This window comes from Anaerobacillus sp. ABD4_527, from assembly GCF_056160805.1.
The window spans coordinates 1-24,351 of the sequence record NZ_JBSWXZ010000009.1 but is presented as its reverse complement, the minus strand read 5'-3'; the positions used below and the strand labels follow the sequence as shown (position 1 = coordinate 24,351).

The following is a 24,351-nucleotide window of genomic DNA, read 5'->3' as shown; positions in this document are numbered from 1 at the left end:
CGTATGATATAATTCGTACATATTAAGAAGTTGTAAGCATGGCGGTGAATATGAATACAAGTAGTGTAAAAGGTTTTTGGCACGGCGCTTTTTTGTTAACTGCTGTAGCACTCTTTATGAAGGTGTTGAGCGTCGGGTATCGAATTCCTTATCAAAATATTGCAGGTGACATTGGTTTTTACGTCTACCAGCAAATATATCCCTTTTATTCGATTACGATTATTCTAGCTACATATGGATTTCCGGTCATCGTGTCTAAGCTCGTGTCAGAGAAGGTAGCCAATAACGAGTATGAGAAAGCAGAAGAAATCACTAGGTACAGCTTTATTACACTAGTCGTGTTTGGAGGGCTAGGGTTTATCTCTCTTTTCTATGGTGCGCCTTTACTAGCAGGATTAATGGGAGACAGTGACCTTACCGTTCCTCTTAAAGCGACTTCGTTTTCCTTTCTATTGATGCCAGGAATCGCATCGATTAGGGGATATTTTCAAGGCAATGAAAATGTACTGCCGACAGCTTGGTCTCAAGTAACAGAGCAATCCGTCAGAGTAGCAGCCATTCTTGTGATCTCCATTACGTTAGTGATGAATGGTTATAATGCGTATGCTACTGGGACAGGTGCCGCTATAGGCTCTTTAATCGGAGGATTATCAGCGCTTTTCCTTCTTGTAGTACTCAGGCTAAAACAACCGAATAGAAAATCGGTATCGATCAAATTTGCTCAACTAGTCTACGTTGGCCGCAGACTCTTATCAGAAGGTACATTGATTTGTGTTAGCGTATTGATCATGGTCCTTTTTCAATTAATGGATGCATTAACGATCGTTCCCGCTTTAGGAGAATACGGGTTGAGTGCTTATCATGCAAAAGAAACGAAAGGAATATTCGATAGAGGACAGCCGCTGATTCAAGTAGGAACCGTTTTAGCAACGTCACTTTCTTTATCGATCGTCCCTATTATCGTAAAAGCTGTTTCTCAAGAAAACCTTCAGCTGATTAGGGAGAAAACAGGCCTTGCACTAAAAATCAGCTTCGTAACAGGTGCATCTGCATCAGTTGGCCTTGCGCTTATCATGAGAGAAACAAACACGATGTTATTTAAAGATGATTCGCTCTCGGTGACATTAAGCATTTTAACAGGTGCCATCTTATTCGGTGCGATTGCCATGACTGCAGCAGGCATTCTGCAGGGGCTCGGTCAAGAACGATTAGCTGCTAGGTATACGATTATTGGTGTGATGATAAAAGGGTTAGGGAATATTGTTCTCGTTCCTATAATCGGGATAAATGGTGCTGCACTATCAAGTGTATTAGGCTTTTTTGTAGTTGCAGCTTTAGCAACTAGAACGGTGCATGCTCAAGTTGGATTAGAGACATATGCGTTTCGCTTTTGGCGGTTCCTTTTTGCTCTTGCAGTGATGAGCAGTGCAGTAGGTTTGCTGTGTTTCATTATTCCTTCTAGTGACTCCCGACTACTTTCAAGCATTACTGCACTATCTGGGGCGATGATCGGAGTGATCGTTTTAAGTCTTACTGTTATTTGGAATCGAGTGTTTACAAAAGCAGAATTACTACAGTTCCCAAAGGGAGAAAAGCTCATTTCTCTACAACAGAAATTCAGTAAAGGAGCCTAAAGGTATGAATAATAAGATTACAATCATAGGCACAGGTGCTGGTGATTTCGATCAGCTTTCGATTGGAAGCTACCGTACGTTACAATCATCTGAAAGAGTCTACGCAAGAACGTTAGATCATCCAGTCATTCAGGAACTGATGAATGAAGGGTTAGAAATACATGGCTTCGATCAAATATATGAAGGAAATGACTCCTTTGAAGAAACGTACCGTACGATAGTAGATAACCTGTGGGCTGAAGCTAAAAAGAGTTCACTCGTATATGCAGTGCCTGGTCATCCGATGATGGCTGAAGCGACTGTACAGTTATTATTGAATGAAAGTGAGGCCCAAGGAATCGATGTAGAAGTTGCGGGAGGGCAAAGCTTTCTTGATGCATTGTTCACTGCCGTGCGCATCGATCCGATCGAGGGGTGCCAAATCCTGGATGCAACGCGTTTCTCTCGAGATGAAGTACAGGTGAGGAATCACTTAATCTTTGTTCAAGTCTATGATCAATTTACAGCATCAAACGTGAAGTTAACCTTGATGGAATTACTTCCCGACGACTACGAGGTAACTGTACTCCAAGCTGCAGGTAGTAAGGAAGAGAAGGTGACCTCTGTTCCTTTGTTTGAACTCGATCGAACAGTGGAAGTGAATAATTTAACAGCCGTTTATATACCGCCTGTGCAACAAGAAGCACTGTTGTATCGTGATTTTTCATGGTTGCGACAAGTCGTTGCAACATTACGTGGTCCTGAAGGATGTCCGTGGGATAAAAAGCAAACGCATGAGTCACTAAAGAAATACTTATTAGAAGAATCGTATGAAGTGATTGAAGCAATCGATTCTGGAGATGTCGATCATTTAGCTGAAGAACTAGGAGATGTACTGCTGCAAGTTATGCTGCATGCTCAAATCGGTGAAGATGAGGGAATGTTCTCAGTTGATGATGTTATTTATTATCTAAATGAAAAGCTTATCAGAAGACACCCTCACGTGTTTGGTGAAGAAAAAGCTCACACTGCAGAAGAAGTTGCAGGTCTTTGGAACAGCGTGAAGGCACAAGAAAAAGGATCCACGCCTTCAAAGTTAGATGGAATAACAAAAGGTCTCACAGGCTTAATGCGAGCTTCAGAACTTCAGAAGGCTGCAGCAAAAGTTGGTTTTGACTGGGATGAAGCTGAACCGATTTGGGACAAGGTCAAAGAGGAGTTAGACGAGTTTCATGATGCGGTGACTCATCAAACGCACGAATTGCGTGAAGAAGAACTTGGCGATTTGCTTTTTGCCATAGTAAACCTCGCACGATTTTTTAAAGTAGATCCCGAAGTAGCCGTACATCGTACGAATCATAAATTTGAAAAACGATTTCAATATATTGAGAAGTGTGTACAAGAAAAGAACGAGAAGATTGAAGATTTAGCGCTTGAGGTGCTTGATCATTATTGGGAAGAAGCCAAAACCAAAGGAATTAAATAAAGGGGAGATAACGATGAGATTAGATAAATTTCTAAAAGTATCTAGATTGATCAAACGTCGTTCGATCGCAAAAGAAATCTGTGACAAAGGCAGAATTGAAGTGAACGGAAACAAAGCAAAAGCTGGAACGAATGTAAAACCTGGAGATGAGCTTGTTATTTCGTTTGGACATAAAAAGGTAACTGCTCGAGTAGATGAATTGAAAGAGACGACAAAGAAAGACGAAGCAGGAAACATGTTCACGATTTTAAAAGAAGAAGCTGCAGGGGAATAAAAGGTCGAGAACGGCCTTTTTTTTATTGTCCAAAAATGAGAGTAGTACTGTCATGTTCAGAGAGATACAGCTTGTTCTAAAACATCTTTTCTACTCATAGTAATGTATCGAGAAGAGGGGGAGAGCGATGGACAATTACTATGAGTATGGCTCTTACGAAAATTCAGCGAGTACACCTGATCATGATCTTGTCATGAAAGCCCGTAAATCACTTGAAATCACGGGGGTTAAGCATGTAGATAGTTTTGATAATGAGGAATTTCTTCTCGAAACTTCGATGGGATTTCTTGCGATTAGAGGGCAGCACCTCAAGATGAAAAATCTCAATGTTGAGCAAGGGCGTGTTTCGATTGAAGGCAAGATCTTTGATCTCAGCTACCTGGATCACCATGAAGGGGATAAAGCTAAAGGGTTCTTTAGCAAGTTATTCAAATGACACTCACCGTTCAATTCTATACAATGGTTGCCATGGTGGCTATGGGGGTGTGGCTGGGAATAGCCATGGATACCTATAGCCGTTTTCTTCATCCAAGGAAGAGTAAAAGTCTATGGCTTTATCTCAATGATGTTGTTTTTTGGCTGCTGCAAGGATTATTGACCTTTTATGTATTGTTTATAGTGAACGAAGGAACGTTGCGATTATATGTGTTTTTAGCGTTATTGTGTGGGTACGCAGCATACCGTGCATTATTTCAACAGCTATACCGCAACTCATTAGAACGAATGATTATTATAACGGTGAACGTCGCTAATGTCGTTAAGTCTTTATTTACGAATCTCGTCTATCGCCCAGTATTGTTTATATTGAAACTTCTATTGAGCTTATGTATGATGTTAATTAGTATGATTACAACCATTTTTTGGTTTATTATCAAGCTCTTTTGGGTACCGGTTAAGTGGAGTTTTTTGTTGTTATGGAAATTGATTCCTCGGTCAATTCGAGCTAGGCTAATAAAAACAGCAGGAATTGCCGATACAATAAAGAACTACATAAAAAACTGGTTAATGAAATTCAGAAAGTGAGGAGGGAAGAGCTTGGTTACTGCGAATAAGCGGAAGCCTAAAGTAACAGAGGTACACTCGGATTATCATAAGGAAAAACAGCTACAAGATAAAGTCAAAGAGCGTAGACGTAGAGGTCTTATTCGCCGCCTTATAGCATTCGCGGTACCTGCTTTAGTCCTAACTATTTTATTTATCTCCGTATTCACTTCACAAGCTGCAACGATCAAGGAAAAACAAATACAGCAAAAGCAGGCAGAAGAAGAATTAGTTAAACTCGAACAACAAGAAAAATATTTGAAGGAAGAGATTAAAAAACTCAATAATCTGGATTATATAGGTGAATTGGCAAGAAGAGATTATTCGATGTCAAAACCCGGCGAGACAATATTCAAGCTTCCTTCTTCATCAAATTGACACGTTGTTTTGGAAAGAGGTATAATTAAAATACGACTGATCTTTTAAAGATTTTAAGGAGGAGCTTTTTTTAAAATGGCAATCGAAGTAGGCAGCAAGCTACAGGGAAAGGTAACAGGTATTACTAATTTTGGCGCATTTGTTGAGCTGCCAGATGGAAAGACAGGTCTCGTTCACATCAGTGAAGTCGCAGACAATTATGTCAAAGATATCAATGATTTTCTATCAGTAGGTGACCAGGTTGAAGTTAAGGTAATTCAAGTTGAAAACGACGGTAAGATTGGATTATCGATCAAGAAGGCAAAAGATCGACCTGTATCAGAGCGTCCACGTAGTAGTGGCAGACCTGGTGGAGGAAGACCCGGCGGCGGTGGTTTCAAAGGAAAGCCACGCGGTGGCGGACGCCCGCAGGTAGAATCGTTTGAGGATAAGATGAGTAAATTCCTTAAAGACAGCGAAGATCGCCTTTCAACCTTGAAAAAACAAACTGAGTCTAAACGAGGTGGGCGTGGAGCTCGACGCGGCTAGACCTTGTTGTCTACTAAATATATGTGTAACAACCTAAACAGACGTGCAATGGCACGTTTGTTTTTTTATACAAAAGATATTTAAAAAACTAGTTGACACATACTTTCTGGGCATGTATTATATATCTTGTGCTTATAAAAGCCACAGATAATATGGCGGTGTAGCTCAGCTGGCTAGAGCGTACGGTTCATACCCGTGAGGTCGGGGGTTCGATCCCCTCCGCCGCTACCATTTTTATCTTTGGCCCGTTGGTCAAGCGGTTAAGACACCGCCCTTTCACGGCGGTAACACGGGTTCGAATCCCGTACGGGTCACCATTTTCAAAAGAAGCTTACGGGCTTCTCACCCAAGGGTTCCCCTGCAGAAGTTATCTCAAGATGACGAATCAGCAGGACTAGCTAGCGCTTCGGAATCACATACGGGTCACCATTTTTAATTGAATTTAAATAATCAAACTAATAAATATACCCTGCATTAAGAAATTAATGCAGGGTTTTTTGTGTTTTTTATCCTCTTTTCTCACTTCTTTTCGACGTTTTTATCCTCGTTTGTCTTTTCTATGAAAAAATCCAAATTAGTCTTTGTCCCACTTCATTTATTATAGTTTTGATACTATGACGCTGATTCCAGGTGTTTACAGATTTCTTCCTGTGTCTACATTTGATTGACAAGCTTCACACGAAGAAGTCGAGAACTTTTATTCGTTTTGGCTTCTTTTTTTGACAAAAAGTGAATATGCCCTGTGATTTAATGGATTACACAAACTCACTTGTAATGTTCGGAAATAAAATATGAATCATGAAAGCAGGTGTGGGAATGCAAAGCGAACTGGTTTTGGAGCGATCGAGATCAAAGGTAGGAAAGTGGGTTCAAGGGTTAAAAGAAAAACTTGAACTATTATTGTTCCAAAGAGGTCTTTTATTGTTTGCAATTGGCTTTCTTCTTGGACGAGCAGTGATCCTTACGCAGGTTACACCATTTGCGCTTCCTTTTTTTGGAGCGGTATTCTTTTTGAAAAAAGAAAGAACGGTCATGATTATCATGGCTTTGCTAGCTGGTGCCGTTTCAACCTCGAACCTCGAAAATACAGGTTTTATCATGATTGGAATTTTATTCTTCCTTCTCATCAATCGATTTATCAAACTTTCATCGCTATCGCTTATAAAGACACTGCCTGTTTTAGTTTTCATAACGAGTATGGTAGGAAGGCTTATACTTAGCTTAATTATGGAAGGCACTCTCGCGAATACAAATTGGATATTGGCTGTTGTTGAAGGTGCTTTAGGAATGATCTTGACCATCATCTTCATCCAAAGCATTCCTGTTATTTCAGTTAAAAAAAGGACCCAGGCGTTAAAGAATGAAGAAATCATCAGTTTTATCATTCTTCTTGCTACGATGTTAACCGGTACGATTGGGTGGGTAGTATACGGGTTCTCGATTGAAAATATACTATCTCGCTATCTTGTATTGATATTTGCTTATGTGGGCGGCGCAGCCATTGGATCAACGGTTGGAGTTGTAACAGGTTTGATTCTTGCGCTCGCAAATGTCGCCAGCCTCTATCAAATGAGTATGCTAGCTTTTTCAGGGTTACTAGGTGGACTTCTGAAGGATGGAAGGAAAATCGGAGTTGGTTTGGGGCTCCTTATTGGAACACTATTAATTGCACTTTACGGTAGTGGTCCGGAGCTGTTGTATCCTAATTTGATAGAGTCTGGCATCGCAGTACTTCTTTTCTTCTGTACCCCTTCTCGAATTACATCACAGTTATCTAAATACATTCCTGGCACCGTTGAGCATGCGAATGAACAACAACAATATCTTAGAAAAGTAAGGGATGTTACCGCTAGTAGGGTCGAACAGTTTTCAAGCTTGTTTCAAGCGTTGTCTACGAGTTTCTCTGACTCAGATACAGTGCCAGAAGAACAGTCGGAGCGAGAAGTAGACTACTTCTTAAGTCATGTAACTGAGAAAACGTGTCAGACATGTTTTAAGAAGGAGACGTGCTGGGCAAGGGATTTCGATACAACGTACTCTCACATGACAAACATCATGGGAGAGCTTGAACATACGACTGAGCTAAATAATCATAGTTTAAAACGTGATTTTGATCAACATTGCATTAAAGCCAATAAAGTAATCGATATTATTGGAAAAGAAATGAGTCATTACCAAGCGAATCGAATGCTGAAAAAACAGGTTCGTGAAAGCAGAAAAATAGTAGCAGATCAATTGCTAGGGGTCTCACAAGTGATGGGAGACTTCGCAAAAGAAATACAAAAAGAAAGAGATAACTTACATCAACAAGAGGACCAAATCATAGATGCAATTCAAAGCATGGGTCTTGAGGTAGGGCAGGTTGAAATCTATAGTCTTGAGGAGGGTAATGTCGACATCGAAATGAAAATCCCAGCGTGTGGAGGGCGCGGTGAGGGAGAAAAAGTCATAGCTCCGATGCTTTCTGATATTTTAAAAGAAAATATTATCGTAAAAAAAGAAGTGTGTGCCGAACATGAACATCAAACGTGTCATCTTTATTTTGGGTCTGCGAGAGAATTCCTTGTTGAAACCGGCGTTGCAAATGCTGCGAAAGGTGGTGCATGGATTTCTGGTGATAGCCATTCCACAATTGAGCTTGGGGCTGGAAAGTATGCGATTGCGATAAGCGATGGAATGGGGAATGGTGAGCGGGCACATAAAGAAAGCACAGAAACCATTCAGCTTCTCCAAAAAATTCTTCACTCTGGTATTGATGAAACGGTAGCGATTAAATCAGTTAACTCGGTGCTATCTTTAAGAAATACGGATGAGATCTTCTCCACCCTTGATCTTGCAATGGTAGATTTGCAAGATGCTTCAGCGAAGTTTTTAAAGATCGGGTCGATACCAAGCTTTATCAAACGTGGTGATCGAGTGATGATGGTGGAATCTGCAAATCTACCGATGGGAATTATTCCAGAGTTTGATGTAGAAGTCGTCAGTGAGCAACTGAAGGCGGGAGATCTATTAATCATGATGAGCGATGGAATTTACGAGGGAGTCAAGAATATCGAAAACCCAGAGTTTTGGATGAAGCGTAAGATCAGAGAGCTAAACACGGATAAGCCTCAAGAAGTTGCCGACCTGATCATGGAAGAAGTGATCCGTACGGAATACGGTAGAATCGATGATGATATGACTGTCGTCGTTGCAAAGGTAAAGCGTAACATACCGAAGTGGTCTACAATCCCTATCTATTCAGCACCTTCTTTCAGAAAGAAAAAAGCACAGTGATGAGGTGATCACTGATGTATAAACTTCCCTCCTAAAGGCGATGCTTGTAACAGCAAAAGGAGGGAGTAGGTCGAGATGAAAAAAGGAACGCTGAGACAGATTTTGTTGATCACGGACGGATGCTCCAATCAGGGAGAAGATCCGGTAGCGATGGCTGCGCTTGCAAGAGAATACGGTATGACAGTCAATGTTATTGGAGTGCTCGATGAGAATGAGCGGACAAACGGAGGCTTAAAGGAGATCGAGAACATCGCTTTATCAGGCGGGGGTATTCACCAGTTGGTTTATGCGCGCCAACTATCGCACACTGTACAGATGGTTACTAGAAAAGCAATGACACAGACGATTCAAGGCTTTATTCATAAAGAGTTACAAACGATTTTAGGTAGTGATAAAGAGATAGAAGATTTGCCGCCTGAAAAAAGGGGTCAGGTGGTAGAGGTAGTGGATGATTTGGGGGAAACGATGGACTTAGAAGTGTTGATTCTAATCGACACAAGCGCTAGTATGCAGCATAAACTGCCTACGGTCGAAGATGCCTTGCTCGATCTTTCTATTAGTCTCCATTCGAGAATTGGTCAAAATGAATATACCCTGTATGCATTTCCAGGTCGGAAGAAACAAGTCGAACAGCTAATGGATTGGACGCCACAAATGAAAGACATTCATAAGGTCTTCCCGAAACTATCATCTGGAGGCGTAACGCCGACAGGGCCTGCATTGAAAGAAGCGATCGACGCATATCAGAAAAAGCGCTCAAAGAGAGGACTGCTAGAAGATGACGGATACATCGAAGAGTCAGGCAGTTAATGTTTCTTATGGAACAACGATAAGAGGCAAGTGGAACAAAGAGAGTTACCAAATTGAAAAAAAGCTCGGCAGCGGAGCGCTCGGTACAGTCTATCTAGCAAACTCTCGAAAAGGCCATGTAGCTGTTAAAGTGGGTAATGATACGATGTCGATTTCTTCTGAGGTGAACGTTCTTAAACAGTTATCGCAGGTCCAGGGATCCGTTCTTGGACCGTTTTTCTATGAGATGGACGATTGGGATGTGGGCGGAAAGCGATATCCGTTTTATGTGATGGAGTACATTCACGGAGAGCCGCTCTTCTCATTTATACAGAGGAGAGGAAAAGAATGGCTCGGTATCCTCATGTTACAGCTGCTTAGGGACTTGTCCGTTTTACACAGAGAAGGCTGGGTGTTTGGGGATCTAAAGCCAGATAATCTTCTTGTAGAAGGAGCACCTCCAAAGATGAGGTGGTTGGATGTTGGAGGAACGACAGTGATCGGTAGGTCCGTAAAAGAGTTCACGGAATTCTTTGATCGTGGGTATTGGGGATTAGGATCGAGAGTAGCAGAGCCTTCTTATGATCTATTTGCAACAGCGATGGTCGTAATAAATGCTGCATACCCAAAGCGTTTTGAACGTCCTAAGGAGAATGCTGAGGCATACTTAATGAGTAAGGTTGATGCATCCTCTATTCTCAAACCATACAAACCAATTCTTAGAAAAGCGTTAAAAGGCAAGTATCAAAATGCGTTAGAGATGAGGAACGAACTTTTTACACTCCTGCAGGATGATAAACCTAAGGTGGCACCAAAGGTTAAAGCAACTTCAAGAGTGACCGCAAGAAAACGAACGGTTAAAGCGAAGAATAAAAGGATCAGGTGGGTAGAAACGGTGCTGTTGTTTGCTTTTATTCTAACTCTCTATACTTTATACTTAGTTGGGTATGGGTTCTAAGCACAAGGAAGTATAGAATAAATTAATTTACTCTGTAAATCCCGCAAGAAAGGAAGACGTGATTTTGCAGCAGGATGTTGACCGATTTATCCAAAAGCATGACTTGCTCCATGAAGGTGATGTTGTTGTCGCAGGCGTTTCAGGAGGTCCTGACTCTGTAGCACTCCTTCATTATCTAAATAGGTTAGGACTTAAGCTCATTGCGGCTCATGTCGATCATAAGCTACGAGGCGCTGAATCCGCTGAAGATCTTTCTTTTGTAAAACGAATGTGCGAAAGAGAGGAGATACAATTCGAGTCAGCTTCCATCGATGTGGAGCAGTATAAAAAGGAAAAGGGTGTTTCTACCCAGGTCGCTGCAAGGGAGTGTCGATATCACTTTTTCCACCAAATAATGAGTAAATACAATGCAACAAGTTTAGCGCTCGCGCATCACGGGGATGATCAAATCGAGACGATGTTGATGAGGCAAGTGCATGGAAGCATTTCTGGACTTTCTGGCATTGCAGTCAAACGGAAATTTGCTAGTGGTCTTCTTATTCGTCCTTTTTTAGGGGTAACTAAAGAGCAGATTCTTTCGTACTGTGAAGAACATTCCCTTCCATTTCGTATTGATCCCTCGAATGAAAGCGACAGTTACATGAGAAATCGGTTTAGGAAGCAAGTTCTCCCATTTTTAAAGGAAGAAAATCCTAACGTCCACGTGAGATATCAACTTTATAGCGAACGTATGCAGAGCGATGAAGACTATCTGATGGAGCTTGCAGGCAGTCGTTTGGACGAAATAATCGTCGATCAAAATGACAAAATTGTGAAGATCGATAACAAGTCCTATCATTACTTGCCTATTCCTTTACAAAGAAGAGTGATTCATCTAATATTAAACTATCTTTACAAAAGCAATGCTCCTTTTTCTTCTATACATATTGAGGATTTGCGGTCTTTGCTCGATTCTGAGCATCCTTCAGCTTCCCTTGATTTGCCATTGGAATTAAGGGTAGTAAAATCCTATGACACCTGTTGTTTTACATTTGAAACCTTTAGGGAAGTAGAGTCGTATACAGAACAGTTGGATAGTGCTGGTTCGGTTGAAACACCTCTAGGGACTATTACAGCTACATATGTGGATGAGCTACCTCTAAAATTATCAGGCGAGGATTTAATCATTGAGAGTACAATGTTCCCAATCACCGTACGTTCAAGAAGAGCGGGTGATCGAATTCAGCCAAAAGGCATGATTGGAACGAAAAAGGTAAAGGATATTTTTATTGACCGTAAAATAAACCGTTCAGAGCGTGATAGTTGGCCCATCGTGGAAAGTTCAGATGGGACGATTATCTGGGTAGCAGGACTGACCCGTTCTGAAAAAGTTACACTACCTGCAAAAAGGAAAAAGCTCGTGCATCTGCACTACGAAAAAAATTATCTACATAGGCTGGGAGGACAGGATCACAGATGCTAAATGAAATACAAGAAACATTGATCAGTGAGGAAGAAATACAAGAGAAATGTCGCGAGCTAGGTAAACAGCTTTCAGACGAGTACGAAGATCGTTTCCCACTTGTAATTGGTGTGCTAAAAGGTGCACTACCTTTTATGGGAGATCTAACGAAGCGTATTACGTGCCATCTTGAAATGGACTTTATGGATGTCTCAAGCTACGGTAATTCAACTGTATCTTCAGGAGAAGTTAAGATTATTAAGGATCTTGATACTTCGGTAGAAGGACGAGACGTACTGATTCTCGAAGATATTATCGACAGTGGTTTGACCTTAAGCTACCTAGTTGACCTACTGAAATATCGTAAAGCTAAATCGATCAAAATCGTAACGCTGTTGGATAAACCAACAGGCAGAAAAGTCGATCTTAAACCAGATGTTGCAGGATTCATCGTACCAGATGAATTCGTAGTAGGGTACGGCCTAGACTTCGCTGAAAGGTATCGAAACCTTCCGTTCATCGGTATTCTTAAACCCGAAATGTATCAAGGTTGATTTGTTGTAGTTCAATGTGCCAATATGGTAAGATAATCTATGGTTTCCTGTTCGTGGGAGGAGGTAAGGAATGAATCGTATCTTCCGAAATACAATATTTTATTTATTGATTTTCCTCGTCGTAGTAGGTGTTGTTAGCTTTTTTAACGGCTCCACCAATGAAACGAATGTTTTAAATTACGGCGAATTTCAATCGAAACTTAGTAATGGTGAAATTCAAGAATTAACGATACAACCTGAACGTGGCGTTTACACTGTTCAAGGTACGCTAACTGGTGAGACTGAAGAAGGTGAAGAAAACACCTTTGTAACGAACGTACCAGATTCTGAGAATGCAGTGGAGAACATCTTATCTGCTGCAGGTGAAAACACGGATGTTACTGTTGAAAAGGCTCCGGAGCAAAGCGGCTGGATCACTTTCTTTACATCCATCATTCCATTTGTAATCATCTTTATTCTATTCTTCTTCTTACTTAACCAAGCTCAAGGCGGCGGTGGCCGTGTCATGAACTTTGGTAAGAGTAAAGCGAAGCTTTATAGTGAAGAAAAGAAGAAAGTAACATTTAAAGACGTAGCAGGAGCTGACGAAGAGAAGCAAGAGCTTGTTGAGGTCGTAGAATTCCTTAAAGACCCTCGTAAGTTCGCAGCAGTTGGAGCTAGAATTCCAAAAGGTGTTCTTCTCGTTGGACCTCCAGGTACTGGTAAAACGTTGCTTGCACGTGCAGTAGCAGGTGAAGCAGGAGTGCCGTTCTTCTCGATCTCTGGTTCAGATTTCGTTGAGATGTTCGTAGGTGTCGGTGCATCACGTGTACGTGACCTATTCGAGAATGCAAAGAAGAATGCTCCTTGTATCATCTTCATCGATGAAATCGATGCTGTAGGTCGTCAGCGTGGTGCAGGTCTAGGTGGCGGACACGATGAGCGTGAACAAACACTTAACCAGCTACTAGTAGAAATGGATGGCTTCAGTGCAAACGAAGGAATCATCATCGTTGCAGCTACGAACCGTCCTGATATTCTTGACCCGGCGTTATTACGTCCTGGACGTTTTGACCGTCAAATTCCGGTTAACCGCCCGGATGTTAACGGTCGTGAACAAATCCTTGGGGTACATGCACGCAATAAGCCTCTAAGTGATGAGATCGACCTTAAGACAATTGCGATGCGTACACCTGGTTTCTCTGGTGCAGACCTAGAGAACTTGTTGAACGAAGCTGCACTTGTTGCCGCTCGTCATGACAAAAAGAAAATCGACATGAATGACATCGATGAAGCTACTGACCGTGTTATTGCTGGTCCAGCTAAGAAGAGTCGTGTCATCTCTGAGAAAGAAAAGAACATCGTTGCATACCACGAAGCTGGTCATACCATTATTGGTACCGAGCTTGATAATGCAGACATCGTTCATAAAGTAACAATCGTACCACGTGGCCAAGCTGGTGGTTATGCCGTAACGCTTCCTAAAGAAGATCGTTATCTCATGACGAAGCCTGAGCTAGAAGATAAGATCATCGGCCTACTTGGCGGTCGTGTAGCAGAAGAAATTACGTTCGGTGAAGCAAGTACCGGAGCAAGTAATGACTTCCAACGCGCAACGGCTATCGCTCGTAGTATGGTGACGGAATACGGAATGAGCGAAAAACTTGGACCGATGCAATTTGGTTCAAGCCAGGGCGGAAACGTCTTCCTTGGTCGTGATATCCAGAACGATCCTAACTACAGTGATTCGATCGCACATGAAATCGATCTTGAGATTCAGAAGATCATCAAAGACGCTTATGATCGCTGTCGTCAGATTCTAACTGACAACCAGGATAAGCTTAATCTAGTGGCAGAAACGCTTAAAGAAGTTGAAACGCTAGATGCAGAACAGATTCGCTCTCTTGTTGAAGACGGAAAATTACCTGAAGGTCATCATGCTACAAGCTCAGACGATGACGTGAAAGTAAACATTTCGAAAAAAGAAGAGAAAGATTCTGAAGAAGAAGATTCAGAGTAAGTGATAAAAGCAGGGTGTCGTTCAGACATCCTGCTTTATTTTTTATGCAAAATAAAGTCCGGTAAGCGCTTTCCAAAAAGTGCTTCGTGTTTACGGTCAATCTGTGGTATAACTATAGAGAGCATGACCAAAGCTAAATATTTAAATAAGGTGATAATATGATACTTGTGCTTGATGTAGGAAACACGAACATCGTTCTCGGTGTATACGAAGGTGATGAACTAACGCATCATTGGAGAATCGGAACGAGCAAAAAGCAAACGGAAGACGAATATGCAATGGTCATTAAGGGGTTATTCTCTCATGAGGATCTAACTTTTGATGATATAGAAGGGATCATTATCTCTTCAGTCGTACCTCCAATAATGTTCGCTCTGGAACGAATGTGCCAGAAGTATTTTCATCATAAACCATTAGTTATTGGGCCTGGGATTAAAACAGGGTTGAACATAAAATATGATAATCCAAAAGAAGTTGGTGCAGATCGTATTGTAAATGCGGTAGCTGGGATTCATCAATATGGATCACCCCTGATCATCGTTGATTTCGGAACGGCGACTACGTATTGCTACATCAATGAAAATAAACAATACGTTGGTGGTGCCATCGCGCCGGGTATCAACATTTCTACTGAAGCATTATATATGCATGCAGCGAAGCTTCCTCGTATCGAGATTGCAAAACCAGACCACATCGTCGGAAAGAATACCGTTAGTGCAATGCAAAGCGGTACACTTTATGGATATGTAGGTCAGGTAGAGGGGATCGTATCGAGAATGAAGAAACATGCGACGAAAGAGCCGACTGTTATCGCAACTGGAGGCCTTGCATCGCTGATTGCTGAAGAGTGTGACCTAATCGATGTGGTAGATCCGTTTTTAACGTTAAACGGTTTACATCTAATCTACAATAAGAATAAAGAAGAATTAAACGCATACCGCTAAGGGATGCGTTTTTCAATTGCTTTCCTTTGTAAAAGGCACATAAGATAGCATAGATGGTACTAAGCAAGGGGAGTTTAAATAAAATAGTGAAGAGCACGCAGGTTTCCATAATGGAAGTTCTGATTAAAATCATGTATGTTGTAAGTGGGCATATGCTCATTTGAAAGGAGATTCAAACGAAATGAATGATTATTTAATTAAAGCACTAGCGTTCGATGGGAATGTTAGAGCTTATGCGATATCTAGTACAGAAATGGTTGCAGAAGCACAGAGACGCCATACAACATGGCCAACTGCATCTGCTGCAATGGGGCGCGCAATGACCGCTTCAACGATGATGGCTTCCTCATTAAAAGGAAAAGAAAAAATCACTGTTAAAATAGAAGGTGGCGGACCGATCGGCGCAATTATCGTCGATGCTAATGCACAGGGAAACACGCGCGCATACGTGAGCAATCCTCATGTGCACTTTGATTTAAACGAGCACGGCAAATTGGACGTAGCAAGTGCAGTCGGTCGTGACGGTTTCCTATCAGTCGTTAAGGATATTGGTATGCGCGATAAGTTTACTGGTCAAGTTCCAATCGTATCTGGTGAACTTGGAGAAGACTTCACGTACTATCTTGTAACATCAGAACAAGTTCCTTCTTCTGTTGGCGTTGGAGTATTGGTGAATCCTGATAATTCAATCCTTGCAGCTGGAGGCTTTATGATTCAACTTCTGCCTGATGCTGCAGAAGAAACGATCAAATTCATCGAGAAGCGCATTCAAAACATTCCTCCTATCTCAAAATTAATTGAGAAGGGTTATACACCTGAAGAAATCCTCGGGGAACTGTTAGGTGAAGATAATATAAAAATTCTAGATAAAATGCCTGTCTCATTCGAATGCAGTTGTTCGAAAGAACGTTTTGCGAATGGAATTATAGGGCTTGGTAAAGAAGAGATCAATAAAATGATTGAAGACGATGGCGAAGCAGAAACGGTTTGTCATTTCTGTAACGCTCACTATCACTTTTCTAAGGAAGAGCTAGAAGAATTATCTGCAGAAAGTAAGGTTTAAGGGTTTTGGATTGACGCTTTTTCCCCTTGATGCTATCTTTAAGGAAATTATTCCTATAAAATCACTTGGGATTGGGAGGCGAAAGAGATGAGAGTTGCAAATTCAATTACAGAATTAATCGGTCAAACTCCAATCGTAAAGCTAAACCGTCTAACTGGAGAAGATCATGCAGATGTATACTTGAAGTTAGAATTTATGAACCCGGGAAGCAGTGTCAAAGATCGAATCGCATTAGCTATGCTTGAAGCTGGCGAGGAGAAAGGTGAACTTAAACCAGGTGACACGTTTGTAGAACCTACAAGTGGAAATACTGGGATCGGTCTTGCTATGGTAGCTGCAGCGAAAGGGTATCAAGCCGTTCTTGTTATGCCTGATACAATGAGTATGGAACGTCGAAACCTTTTAAAAGCTTATGGCGCAAAGCTCGTATTGACCCCCGGGTCTGAAGGAATGGGCGGTGCGATTCGTAAAGCTGAAGAACTGTCTAAAGAGCATGGCTACTTTATGCCTCAACAGTTCCAAAACGTAGCGAATCCAGAAATACACCGTCGTACGACAGGTAAAGAAATTGTAGACCAATTTGATGATCTCGATGCTTTCATAGCAGGCATTGGAACTGGCGGTACAATTACTGGTGCTGGAGAGGTGTTAAAGAAACATTTCCCTTCAATTAAGCTATACGCAGTTGAACCGACGGATTCACCGATTTTATCAGGAGGTAAGCCTGGTCCGCACAAAATCCAAGGAATTGGAGCTGGGTTCGTACCATCAATCCTAGACACGAACATTTACGATGAAGTGATTCAAGTGGAGAATGAGCAAGCGTTCGAATGGGCAAGAAAGGCTGCAAGAGAAGAAGGTGTTCTTGGAGGCATCTCTTCAGGTGCTGCAATATACGCTGCACTTGAAGTTGCTAAAAAGCTAGGTAAAGGTAAGAAAGTACTCGCAGTTATTCCAAGTAACGGTGAGCGCTACTTAAGCACCCCGCTTTTTCAATTCGATGATGAATAACAGTCAATAACAGGCAGTCCGTTTCGGGCTGCTTTTTTCTATAAAAAATTTTCATGAGAGGGATCGTGTGCGGTTATCCTACTGAATAGATGGAGAACAACTCTATACAAAAAGGATGAAGGATTTTTCGTCTTCATGTAAAATAGAGGCATAATCCGAAGGAAGTGTTGATACTTCCGAATAGGGGTGTAACGATAGTGGCGCAACACCAAGAAAAAACAACCCGCATTCCAATTTTTGAAACGTTACATTTATCAGGAGATGAATGGTTTTCAAAATATAAACGGTTTGTATCCGACCTTTCTGAACACACCCTTTTAGATAGCACAAGAGGAGGCCGCTACAGCATGTTCGGCATCCTCCCGATGGCTACTCTAGAAGGTAAGGAGCGTACCCTTTCAATAACTGAGAATGGTATAACAAGAAAGCTTGAAGGGAACTTGCTCGATTTAATGCGCGATTACATGCAACAACATGTAGCGGACACAGATGATCGGCTCCCAGACTTTCAGGGGGGAGCGATGGGCTTCTTAAGTTACGATATTGCCCGTCAGATTGAAGAACTCCCACATCATGCTGAAGACGATTTAGGACTGCCTGAATTATCGTTTATTGTCTATGAAGATGTTGGAGTTTATGATCATGAAGAGCAAGTGCTGTGGTTTATTTCTCAAGTAGAAGAAAGCAAGTCAGAAATTGCTCGTGCCCGATTGAATCAGTACAAGGACGAATGGCTCGAGGCTAGTGTTACTACAACACATCATTCAATTAGTACAACGAAAGAAGATGAACGTCACTTCTCAATGGATGAGGACTCATTTGGGTCAGCAGTTAAAAAAGTACAAGAATATATCTCAAGTGGAGACGTATTTCAAGTGAATCTTTCTCTTAGAGAAACGAGGACACTGCATGCAGAGCCCCTTCATGTATACGAAACGTTAAGAACGTTGAATCCTTCACCTTACATGTCGTTCATTCACTCAGAGCGATTCGATCTTGTAAGTGCATCACCAGAGCTTTTGGTAAAGAAAAAGGGTAGCGAGCTCAGTACTCGACCAATAGCTGGTACACGATCACGTGGTAAAAATGATGCAGAAGATCAACAGCTCGCTAGAACGCTGATCGAAAATGAAAAAGAACGTGCAGAGCACGTTATGCTTGTAGACTTAGAACGTAACGATCTTGGCAGAGTATGCCAATACGGATCCGTAGAAGTAGACGAGTTCATGGTGATCGAAAAGTATTCTCATGTTCAGCATATTGTTTCAAACGTCAGAGGAGTTTGCGCTCCTGAATACGATGCTTTCGATGCGATCAAAGCGACGTTTCCTGGAGGCACGATCACAGGTGCTCCAAAGATCAGAACGATGGAAATAATCGAGGAACTTGAGCCTGTTCGCCGTGGCATATACACTGGGTCTATCGGATGGATAGGATTTAATGGTGATATGGAGTTAAATATCGCCATCCGGACGATGGTCATTAAAGATGGTCTTGCCCACGTCCAAGCTGGTGCTGGAATCGTAATCGATTCTGATCCAGAAGCAGAGTATAAGGAATCATTAAAGAAAGCTAGAGCCCTTTGGAAAGCCAAAGAGTTGAGTGAAGAGCCTAGAAGAGTTGAGCAGAGGAGGAATTAATTATGATATTAATGATTGATAATTACGATTCGTTTACGTATAACTTAGTACAGTATCTTGGTGAGATGGGGGAGGAGCTTGTCGTTAAGAGGAACGATGAGATCACAATCGACGAAATTGAAGACATGAACCCTTCATTCCTCATGATTTCCCCTGGACCGTGCAGTCCAAATGAAGCTGGGATCAGTATGGATGCTGTTAGGCATTTTGCTGGCAAGATTCCGATCTTTGGCGTTTGTCTTGGCCATCAATCAATTGCGCAAGTATTCGGTGGAGATGTTGTGAAAGCTGAGCGGTTGATGCACGGGAAGACATCTGAAATGCATCATGATGGAAGAAGTGTTTTTAAAGGAATGGAGAATCCATTCACCGCTACTAGGTACCACTCTTTAATCGTGAAGAAAGAGACACTTCCTGAATGCTTTGAGGTAAGTGCTTGGACAGAAGAAGGAGAAATTATGGCTATTCGCCATAAGGAGCTTGCAGTGGAAGGGGTTCAATTTCATCCTGAGTCTATTATGACAGCAGTAGGCAAAACGCTACTAAAAAACTTTATCGATACACATAAAAACGAGCTATGTATATAAACGTAAATGGCGAACTGATGCGTGAAGAGGATGCTGTGATATCGGCATATGACCATGGTTTTTTATATGGATTAGGCGTATTTGAAACATTCCGCACCTATGACGGTCACCCCTTTTTGTTCAACGATCACATCGATCGCCTGCAAGCGTCATTAGAAGAGCTGCAGATTGAGCTTGAAGCGAATTCAGATGAATTGCTGCATGAGGTGAAGCGAACCCTTGCAGCAAACAATATGAGAGATGGTTACATCCGTCTAAATGTTTCGGCAGGGGCAGGGAATATAGGGCTGCAGACTGAACCATATCAATCACCTACACGGATCATCTATGTTAAGTCGCTTGGTGCTCCTGTTCGAAATGAAAAGGACGGGACCCTTTTATCATTAAGAAGAAACACACCTGAAGGAAACTATAGATTAAAGTCACATCATTATCTGAATAACATACTCGCCAAAAGAGAAATTGGAAATAATCCAAAAACTGAAGGCATTTTTTTAACAGAAGAAGGTTATGTAGCAGAAGGGATCGTTTCAAACTTATTCTGGGTAAAAGGAAATACCCTTTTTACTCCCTCTTTAGGAACAGGCATTCTTAACGGAATCACTCGTCAATATGTGATCCGTACTGCAGAAAAGCTAGGTATCTCTATTGAAGAAGGGTACTATAAGAAAGAGTGCTTACTCGACGCAGATGAATTATTCGTAACGAACTCTATTCAGGAAATTGTCCCATTGCGAAGCGTAGATCGTGTCTCTATGCCAGGTAAAAATGGTACTGTTACCAGCAAGCTTATCCTGCACTATGAGAAAGACCGCACTTCGTTATTCAGCAGCAATGATGTAACGAGATGATTTTATGCAATAAGAAGGAGTGAGCTTGGTGGCTACGGTAATCAAAAAGCAAACAAACCACCCGATGATAATGGAGTGGCGGGACAAAGTAATCGACTGGAACAAGAAAACATGGGTAATGGGTATATTGAACGCAACCCCTGATTCATTTTCTGATGGGGGGAAGTATGATACGCGTGACAGAGCGGTGGAACATGCTGTGCAGCTTGTGCAAGAAGGTGCTGACATCATCGATATCGGTGGTGAGTCTACACGGCCTGGAGCTGTTCCTGTTTCTCTCGAAGAAGAACTTGAGCGGGTTATCCCTGTAATCAAAGCAGTACGTGCAGCAGTTGACGTTCCGATCTCAATCGATACGTACAAAGCGGAAGTAGCTGATCAGGCCGTATTAGCAGGAGCGGATATCATCAACGATGTTTGGGGAGCAAAAGCTGACCCGCTGATGGGGCAAGTTGCTGCAAAGCATGAGGTCCCCATTATCTTAATGCATAATCGCCTAGGTACAAACTATGATGATATTATGGAAGATATCAAAGTGGATATCGAAGAAAGCATCGCCATTGTAAAACGTGCAGGCGTACTCGATCGTAACATCATCTTAGATCCAGGCATCGGCTTCGCAAAAACATATGAACAAAACCTCGAGGTTATGCGCAGGTTGGACGAGTTCTCAGCAATAGGATATCCCGTATTATTAGGAACTTCTAGAAAGTCTCTAATAGCAAAAACGTTGAACACACAAGCGAATGATCGTGTAGAAGGTACGGGAGCAACAGTGTGCCTCGGCATTGAGCGTGGGTGTCAAATCGTTCGCGTTCATGATGTAAAACCGATCGTTCGAATGGCGAAAATGATGGACGCAATGCTAAAGCAAGATATCATCACTAACTAGGAGCGTGGTTGGATGGATAAGATTCACCTGAACGGAATGGAGTTTTATGGATACCATGGTGTTTTCCCTGAAGAAAACAAGTTAGGTCAACGATTCTATGTAGATCTTGTATTGGAAGCTGACCTCTCTAAAGCGAGTGCGTCCGATGATCTTAACTATACGGTGAATTACGCGGATGCGTACAATACCATTAAGGAAATCGTTGAGGGCGAGCCTAGAAAATTAGTAGAAACAATAGCAGAAGAAATTCCAAAAGCGATGTTCGAAGCGTTTGAAATTGTGAAGGTCTGTACAGTGAAGGTAATTAAACCAGATCCTCCTATCAACGGACACTATGATTCAGTTGCGATTGAAATGAAGAGGGAACGTAATGAATAGCGTATATGTTGGGATTGGTTCCAATATTGGAAATCGCGAAAATTATATAAAGACTGCGCTTGAGAGAATTGAAGAGTATCCAGATATCACTGTTGCAGACGTCTCGTCGCTATACGAAACAGAGCCTGTAGGAATAACGGAACAATCTGCATTTTTAAATATGGTCGCACTTCTAGAAACAGATATGAACGCTTTTCAAGTACTTGAAATCCTGCAGGGAATCGAACAAACTTTGGGTAGAGAAAGAGATATACGTTGGGGTCCGAGAACGATAGACCTTGACATTTTACTTTATAATCACGAAAACATTGTGGCTGAAGGCCTTGTTATTCCACATCCACGACTTATTCAAAGAGGATTTGTTATCATCCCATTACATGAGCTAAATCCTGAAGCAGTTATACCTACTACGAATAAACGAATAGAGTCGTATATTGATCATATAGAAGACAAAGAAGGTGTACGTCTATGGAAGCAGAGATCTACGGGAGGCGTATTCGAGCTTTTCGAAAGCTAAAAGGTTTTACTCAAGAAAGATTAGCAAGAGACTTAGGTGTCTCAGTGTCTGTCCTTGGAGAGATAGAGCGGGGCAACAGGGCGCCATCATATGACTTTTTGCTACTTGTCGCGAAACAACTTAATGTTTCTCTTGAAGAACTATTCCCAATAGACCAGTTAAGGAAATAAATGAAGACACATTGAAATTATATATCTGTAGTTTGACTTTCTAACTACCATTTTTTATACTACACCTATGATTAAACCAACTGCCAGGATCGTTGACTGGCAGTTTTCTTCTTATAATGAGCGACACACCCGGCGCATTTGTCAATGAAAACCATGCCGTGAATACTTGCTATTCATGCTGCTTTCAGATAAAGTTATAGCGGGATAAACCTAGATTTGACAGGAGTGATAGTGATGAGTCAGGAGCTAGAACTAAATGATCTTCTTCGTGTAAGAAGAGAAAAGCTCGATACACTTAAAAGTAACAACATAGATCCGTTCGGTCATCGTTTTGATCGTACTCATACAGCAACACAAATGATTGAGGAGTTTGATTCCTTCTCAAAGGAAGAGCTTGCCGAAACAGAGAAGACGGTTTCTCTTGCAGGTAGAATCATGACGAAGCGTGGAAAAGGAAAAGCTGGATTTGCACATATGCAGGACCTTACAGGTCAGATCCAAATGTATATTCGTAAAGATACTGTTGGTGAAGAGCAGTATGACTTATTCGACTCGATGGACATTGGAGACATTGTCGGAGTTACGGGAGTAGCTTTTAAAACGAAAGTAGGAGAGCTTTCTATTAAAGTGAGCGATCTTCACTTGTTATCTAAGTCACTTCGTCCACTACCAGACAAGTTTCATGGTCTTAAAGATGTTGAACAACGTTATCGCCAACGTTACTTAGATCTCATCATGAGCCCGGAATCAAAAGAAACGTTCATCTCTCGTAGCCGCATCATCCAATCCATGCGACGCTATTTAGATGACCAAGGCTTTCTTGAGGTGGAAACACCGATGATGCACTCTATTCCTGGTGGAGCATCAGCTCGTCCGTTCGTTACTCATCACAATGCTCTTGATATGGAGCTATACATGCGTATCGCAATTGAGCTTCATCTAAAACGCCTCATCGTAGGTGGACTTGAAAAAGTATACGAAGTAGGTCGCGTATTCAGAAATGAAGGTGTATCTACACGTCATAACCCAGAATTCACAATGCTTGAACTTTATGAAGCATACGGCGACTATAAAGATGTGATGTCTTTAACAGAGAACTTAATCGCTCATATTGCAAAAGAAGTAACTGGCTCAACTACGATTACGTATGGTGATCAAGAAATTAACTTAGAGCCTGAGTGGAAGAGACTTCATATGGTAGATGCAGTAAAAGAAGCGACTGGAGTAGACTTCTGGAAGGAAATGACTGATGAAGAAGCGCGTGCTCTTGCAAAAGAACACGGCGTCGAAGTAAAAGAGACAATGGAATTCGGACACGTTGTTAATGAATTCTTTGAACAAAAAGTTGAAGAAACATTGATACAACCAACGTTTGTATTTGGACATCCCGTTGCCATTTCTCCATTGGCTAAAAAGAATCCAGAGGACCCTCGCTTTACGGATCGTTTTGAACTATTCATCGTAGCTCGCGAGCACGCAAATGCATTTACCGAGCTTAACGACCCGATCGATCAAAGAGAGCGATTCGAAGCTCAACTTGTTGAACGTGAACAAGGTAACGATGAAGCTCACATGATGGATCACGACTTTATTGAAGCATTAGAATACGGTCTTCCTCCAACAGGTGGACTTGGAATCGGTATTGATCGCCTCGTTATGCTATTAACGAATTCTCCATCTATCCGCGACGTACTGTTATTCCCACAAATGAGAAATACGGAACGATAGAAAAGAAGCCTTCGGGCTTCTTTTTATTATTTTTTGAGAAAAACCATTGCGCTACTTTGGAGTACATGGTATATTAATACTCGCCGTTAAAAACACGGCAACACACGAAACAAAAAAACAAAAAAAGATGTTGACTTCGGACGAGTTAATGTGTTACATTAATAAAGTCGCTGAAAACGACATTGAAAGAAACAAATCGATCTTTGAAAACTGAACGAAACGCCATGCAAGAA

24 protein-coding genes and 2 tRNA genes are annotated in these 24,351 nt (G+C 41.7%); all 26 read left to right on the top strand.

Going from position 1 to position 24,351, the window contains the following annotated elements:
* Positions 1 to 50 precede the first annotated feature (50 nt).
* The 26 genes from ACXAHI_RS20410 to lysS all read left to right on the top strand — a co-directional run bounded on the left by ACXAHI_RS20410 (position 51) and on the right by lysS (position 24,118).
* On the top strand, positions 51 to 1,634 hold the full coding sequence (locus ACXAHI_RS20410) for a putative polysaccharide biosynthesis protein (RefSeq protein WP_474850875.1): 1,584 nt from the start codon (positions 51 to 53) through the stop codon (positions 1,632 to 1,634).
* 4 nt (positions 1,635 to 1,638) lie between these two features.
* Positions 1,639 to 3,099, top strand: a complete 1,461-nt coding sequence (gene yabN / locus ACXAHI_RS20405) for a bifunctional methyltransferase/pyrophosphohydrolase YabN (protein ID WP_474850873.1) — start codon at positions 1,639 to 1,641, stop codon at positions 3,097 to 3,099.
* Positions 3,100 to 3,112: 13 nt separating this feature from the next.
* Entirely contained in the window at positions 3,113 to 3,373 is a 261-nt protein-coding gene (locus ACXAHI_RS20400) for an RNA-binding S4 domain-containing protein (RefSeq protein WP_270182898.1), read from the top strand.
* Positions 3,374 to 3,500: 127 nt separating this feature from the next.
* Positions 3,501 to 3,809 (top strand): sporulation protein YabP, encoded by a 309-nt coding sequence (gene yabP, locus ACXAHI_RS20395; protein ID WP_224885451.1) that lies wholly within the window; start codon positions 3,501 to 3,503, stop codon positions 3,807 to 3,809.
* Positions 3,806 to 4,396, top strand: a complete 591-nt coding sequence (yabQ, locus tag ACXAHI_RS20390) for a spore cortex biosynthesis protein YabQ (RefSeq protein ID WP_442865234.1) — start codon at positions 3,806 to 3,808, stop codon at positions 4,394 to 4,396. The genes yabP and yabQ overlap by 4 nt, the downstream gene beginning before the upstream one ends.
* A gap of 12 nt (positions 4,397 to 4,408) precedes the next feature.
* Complete coding sequence (locus ACXAHI_RS20385) at positions 4,409 to 4,792, top strand: FtsB family cell division protein (RefSeq protein ID WP_270182897.1); 384 nt, start codon at positions 4,409 to 4,411, stop codon at positions 4,790 to 4,792.
* A 75-nt stretch (positions 4,793 to 4,867) separates the two neighbouring features.
* Positions 4,868 to 5,320, top strand: coding sequence for a S1 domain-containing RNA-binding protein (locus ACXAHI_RS20380; protein ID WP_270182896.1), 453 nt, complete (start codon positions 4,868 to 4,870; stop codon positions 5,318 to 5,320).
* 154 nt (positions 5,321 to 5,474) lie between these two features.
* Positions 5,475 to 5,551 (top strand) — tRNA-Met (locus ACXAHI_RS20375).
* 11 nt (positions 5,552 to 5,562) lie between these two features.
* Positions 5,563 to 5,637 (top strand) — tRNA-Glu (locus ACXAHI_RS20370).
* 499 nt (positions 5,638 to 6,136) lie between these two features.
* A complete protein-coding gene (gene spoIIE, locus ACXAHI_RS20365; protein WP_474850871.1) occupies positions 6,137 to 8,596 on the top strand; it encodes a stage II sporulation protein E in 2,460 nt (819 codons plus the stop codon).
* Positions 8,597 to 8,671: 75 nt separating this feature from the next.
* On the top strand, positions 8,672 to 9,406 hold the full coding sequence (locus ACXAHI_RS20360; RefSeq protein ID WP_270182894.1) for a vWA domain-containing protein: 735 nt from the start codon (positions 8,672 to 8,674) through the stop codon (positions 9,404 to 9,406).
* Complete coding sequence (locus ACXAHI_RS20355) at positions 9,375 to 10,343, top strand: serine/threonine protein kinase (RefSeq protein WP_474850869.1); 969 nt, start codon at positions 9,375 to 9,377, stop codon at positions 10,341 to 10,343. The genes ACXAHI_RS20360 and ACXAHI_RS20355 overlap by 32 nt, the downstream gene beginning before the upstream one ends.
* A gap of 64 nt (positions 10,344 to 10,407) precedes the next feature.
* Positions 10,408 to 11,805 (top strand): tRNA lysidine(34) synthetase TilS, encoded by a 1,398-nt coding sequence (gene tilS / locus ACXAHI_RS20350; protein WP_474850867.1) that lies wholly within the window; start codon positions 10,408 to 10,410, stop codon positions 11,803 to 11,805.
* Complete coding sequence (gene hpt / locus ACXAHI_RS20345; protein ID WP_270182891.1) at positions 11,799 to 12,338, top strand: hypoxanthine phosphoribosyltransferase; 540 nt, start codon at positions 11,799 to 11,801, stop codon at positions 12,336 to 12,338. Before tilS ends, hpt begins: the two co-directional genes overlap by 7 nt.
* A 70-nt stretch (positions 12,339 to 12,408) precedes the next feature.
* On the top strand, positions 12,409 to 14,337 hold the full coding sequence (gene ftsH / locus ACXAHI_RS20340) for an ATP-dependent zinc metalloprotease FtsH (protein WP_270182890.1): 1,929 nt from the start codon (positions 12,409 to 12,411) through the stop codon (positions 14,335 to 14,337).
* A 158-nt stretch (positions 14,338 to 14,495) separates the two neighbouring features.
* Positions 14,496 to 15,281 (top strand): type III pantothenate kinase, encoded by a 786-nt coding sequence (locus tag ACXAHI_RS20335; RefSeq protein WP_270182889.1) that lies wholly within the window; start codon positions 14,496 to 14,498, stop codon positions 15,279 to 15,281.
* 181 nt (positions 15,282 to 15,462) lie between these two features.
* A complete protein-coding gene (gene hslO / locus ACXAHI_RS20330) occupies positions 15,463 to 16,344 on the top strand; it encodes an Hsp33 family molecular chaperone HslO (protein WP_474850864.1) in 882 nt (293 codons plus the stop codon).
* Positions 16,345 to 16,431: 87 nt separating this feature from the next.
* The gene (gene cysK, locus ACXAHI_RS20325; RefSeq protein ID WP_270182887.1) at positions 16,432 to 17,355 is read left to right on the top strand and encodes a cysteine synthase A; all 924 of its coding nucleotides are present in this window, start codon (positions 16,432 to 16,434) and stop codon (positions 17,353 to 17,355) included.
* 227 nt (positions 17,356 to 17,582) lie between these two features.
* Positions 17,583 to 18,995 (top strand): aminodeoxychorismate synthase, component I, encoded by a 1,413-nt coding sequence (gene pabB / locus ACXAHI_RS20320; RefSeq protein WP_474850919.1) that lies wholly within the window; start codon positions 17,583 to 17,585, stop codon positions 18,993 to 18,995.
* A 2-nt stretch (positions 18,996 to 18,997) separates the two neighbouring features.
* Positions 18,998 to 19,582 (top strand): aminodeoxychorismate/anthranilate synthase component II, encoded by a 585-nt coding sequence (gene pabA / locus ACXAHI_RS20315; RefSeq protein ID WP_474850862.1) that lies wholly within the window; start codon positions 18,998 to 19,000, stop codon positions 19,580 to 19,582.
* Positions 19,573 to 20,433 (top strand): aminodeoxychorismate lyase, encoded by an 861-nt coding sequence (gene pabC / locus ACXAHI_RS20310; RefSeq protein ID WP_474850860.1) that lies wholly within the window; start codon positions 19,573 to 19,575, stop codon positions 20,431 to 20,433. The genes pabA and pabC overlap by 10 nt, the downstream gene beginning before the upstream one ends.
* A 64-nt stretch (positions 20,434 to 20,497) precedes the next feature.
* Positions 20,498 to 21,325: a dihydropteroate synthase gene (folP, locus tag ACXAHI_RS20305; protein ID WP_474850917.1), complete on the top strand. Its 828-nt coding sequence runs from the start codon at positions 20,498 to 20,500 to the stop codon at positions 21,323 to 21,325.
* Positions 21,326 to 21,337: 12 nt separating this feature from the next.
* Positions 21,338 to 21,703 (top strand): dihydroneopterin aldolase, encoded by a 366-nt coding sequence (folB, locus tag ACXAHI_RS20300; RefSeq protein ID WP_270182884.1) that lies wholly within the window; start codon positions 21,338 to 21,340, stop codon positions 21,701 to 21,703.
* The gene (gene folK, locus ACXAHI_RS20295) at positions 21,696 to 22,220 is read left to right on the top strand and encodes a 2-amino-4-hydroxy-6-hydroxymethyldihydropteridine diphosphokinase (RefSeq protein ID WP_474850858.1); all 525 of its coding nucleotides are present in this window, start codon (positions 21,696 to 21,698) and stop codon (positions 22,218 to 22,220) included. The genes folB and folK overlap by 8 nt, the downstream gene beginning before the upstream one ends.
* Entirely contained in the window at positions 22,172 to 22,390 is a 219-nt protein-coding gene (locus ACXAHI_RS20290; RefSeq protein WP_474809687.1) for a helix-turn-helix domain-containing protein, read from the top strand. The genes folK and ACXAHI_RS20290 overlap by 49 nt, the downstream gene beginning before the upstream one ends.
* Before the next feature lie 234 nt (positions 22,391 to 22,624).
* A complete protein-coding gene (gene lysS, locus ACXAHI_RS20285; protein ID WP_474850856.1) occupies positions 22,625 to 24,118 on the top strand; it encodes a lysine--tRNA ligase in 1,494 nt (497 codons plus the stop codon).
* Positions 24,119 to 24,351: the final 233 nt, after the last annotated feature.

Bases quoted from the DNA above. Each gene is read 5' to 3' on its own strand.
- ACXAHI_RS20410 (WP_474850875.1), top strand. From the start codon at position 51: ATGAATACAAGTAGTGTAAAAGGTTTTTGGCACGGCGCTTTTTTGTTA.
- ACXAHI_RS20400 (WP_270182898.1), top strand. From the start codon at position 3,113: ATGAGATTAGATAAATTTCTAAAAGTATCTAGATTGATCAAACGTCGT.
- cysK (WP_270182887.1), top strand. From the start codon at position 16,432: ATGAGAGTTGCAAATTCAATTACAGAATTAATCGGTCAAACTCCAATC.
- pabA (WP_474850862.1), top strand. From the start codon at position 18,998: ATGATATTAATGATTGATAATTACGATTCGTTTACGTATAACTTAGTA.
- ACXAHI_RS20380 (WP_270182896.1), top strand. From the start codon at position 4,868: ATGGCAATCGAAGTAGGCAGCAAGCTACAGGGAAAGGTAACAGGTATT.
- yabQ (WP_442865234.1), top strand. From the start codon at position 3,806: ATGACACTCACCGTTCAATTCTATACAATGGTTGCCATGGTGGCTATG.
- ftsH (WP_270182890.1), top strand. From the start codon at position 12,409: ATGAATCGTATCTTCCGAAATACAATATTTTATTTATTGATTTTCCTC.
- lysS (WP_474850856.1), top strand. From the start codon at position 22,625: ATGAGTCAGGAGCTAGAACTAAATGATCTTCTTCGTGTAAGAAGAGAA.
- pabC (WP_474850860.1), top strand. From the start codon at position 19,573: ATGTATATAAACGTAAATGGCGAACTGATGCGTGAAGAGGATGCTGTG.
- spoIIE (WP_474850871.1), top strand. From the start codon at position 6,137: ATGCAAAGCGAACTGGTTTTGGAGCGATCGAGATCAAAGGTAGGAAAG.
- ACXAHI_RS20290 (WP_474809687.1), top strand. From the start codon at position 22,172: ATGGAAGCAGAGATCTACGGGAGGCGTATTCGAGCTTTTCGAAAGCTA.
- ACXAHI_RS20335 (WP_270182889.1), top strand. From the start codon at position 14,496: ATGATACTTGTGCTTGATGTAGGAAACACGAACATCGTTCTCGGTGTA.
- hslO (WP_474850864.1), top strand. From the start codon at position 15,463: ATGAATGATTATTTAATTAAAGCACTAGCGTTCGATGGGAATGTTAGA.
- folP (WP_474850917.1), top strand. From the start codon at position 20,498: ATGATAATGGAGTGGCGGGACAAAGTAATCGACTGGAACAAGAAAACA.
- folK (WP_474850858.1), top strand. From the start codon at position 21,696: ATGAATAGCGTATATGTTGGGATTGGTTCCAATATTGGAAATCGCGAA.
- yabP (WP_224885451.1), top strand. From the start codon at position 3,501: ATGGACAATTACTATGAGTATGGCTCTTACGAAAATTCAGCGAGTACA.
- yabN (WP_474850873.1), top strand. From the start codon at position 1,639: ATGAATAATAAGATTACAATCATAGGCACAGGTGCTGGTGATTTCGAT.
- ACXAHI_RS20360 (WP_270182894.1), top strand. From the start codon at position 8,672: ATGAAAAAAGGAACGCTGAGACAGATTTTGTTGATCACGGACGGATGC.
- ACXAHI_RS20355 (WP_474850869.1), top strand. From the start codon at position 9,375: ATGACGGATACATCGAAGAGTCAGGCAGTTAATGTTTCTTATGGAACA.
- folB (WP_270182884.1), top strand. From the start codon at position 21,338: ATGGATAAGATTCACCTGAACGGAATGGAGTTTTATGGATACCATGGT.
- hpt (WP_270182891.1), top strand. From the start codon at position 11,799: ATGCTAAATGAAATACAAGAAACATTGATCAGTGAGGAAGAAATACAA.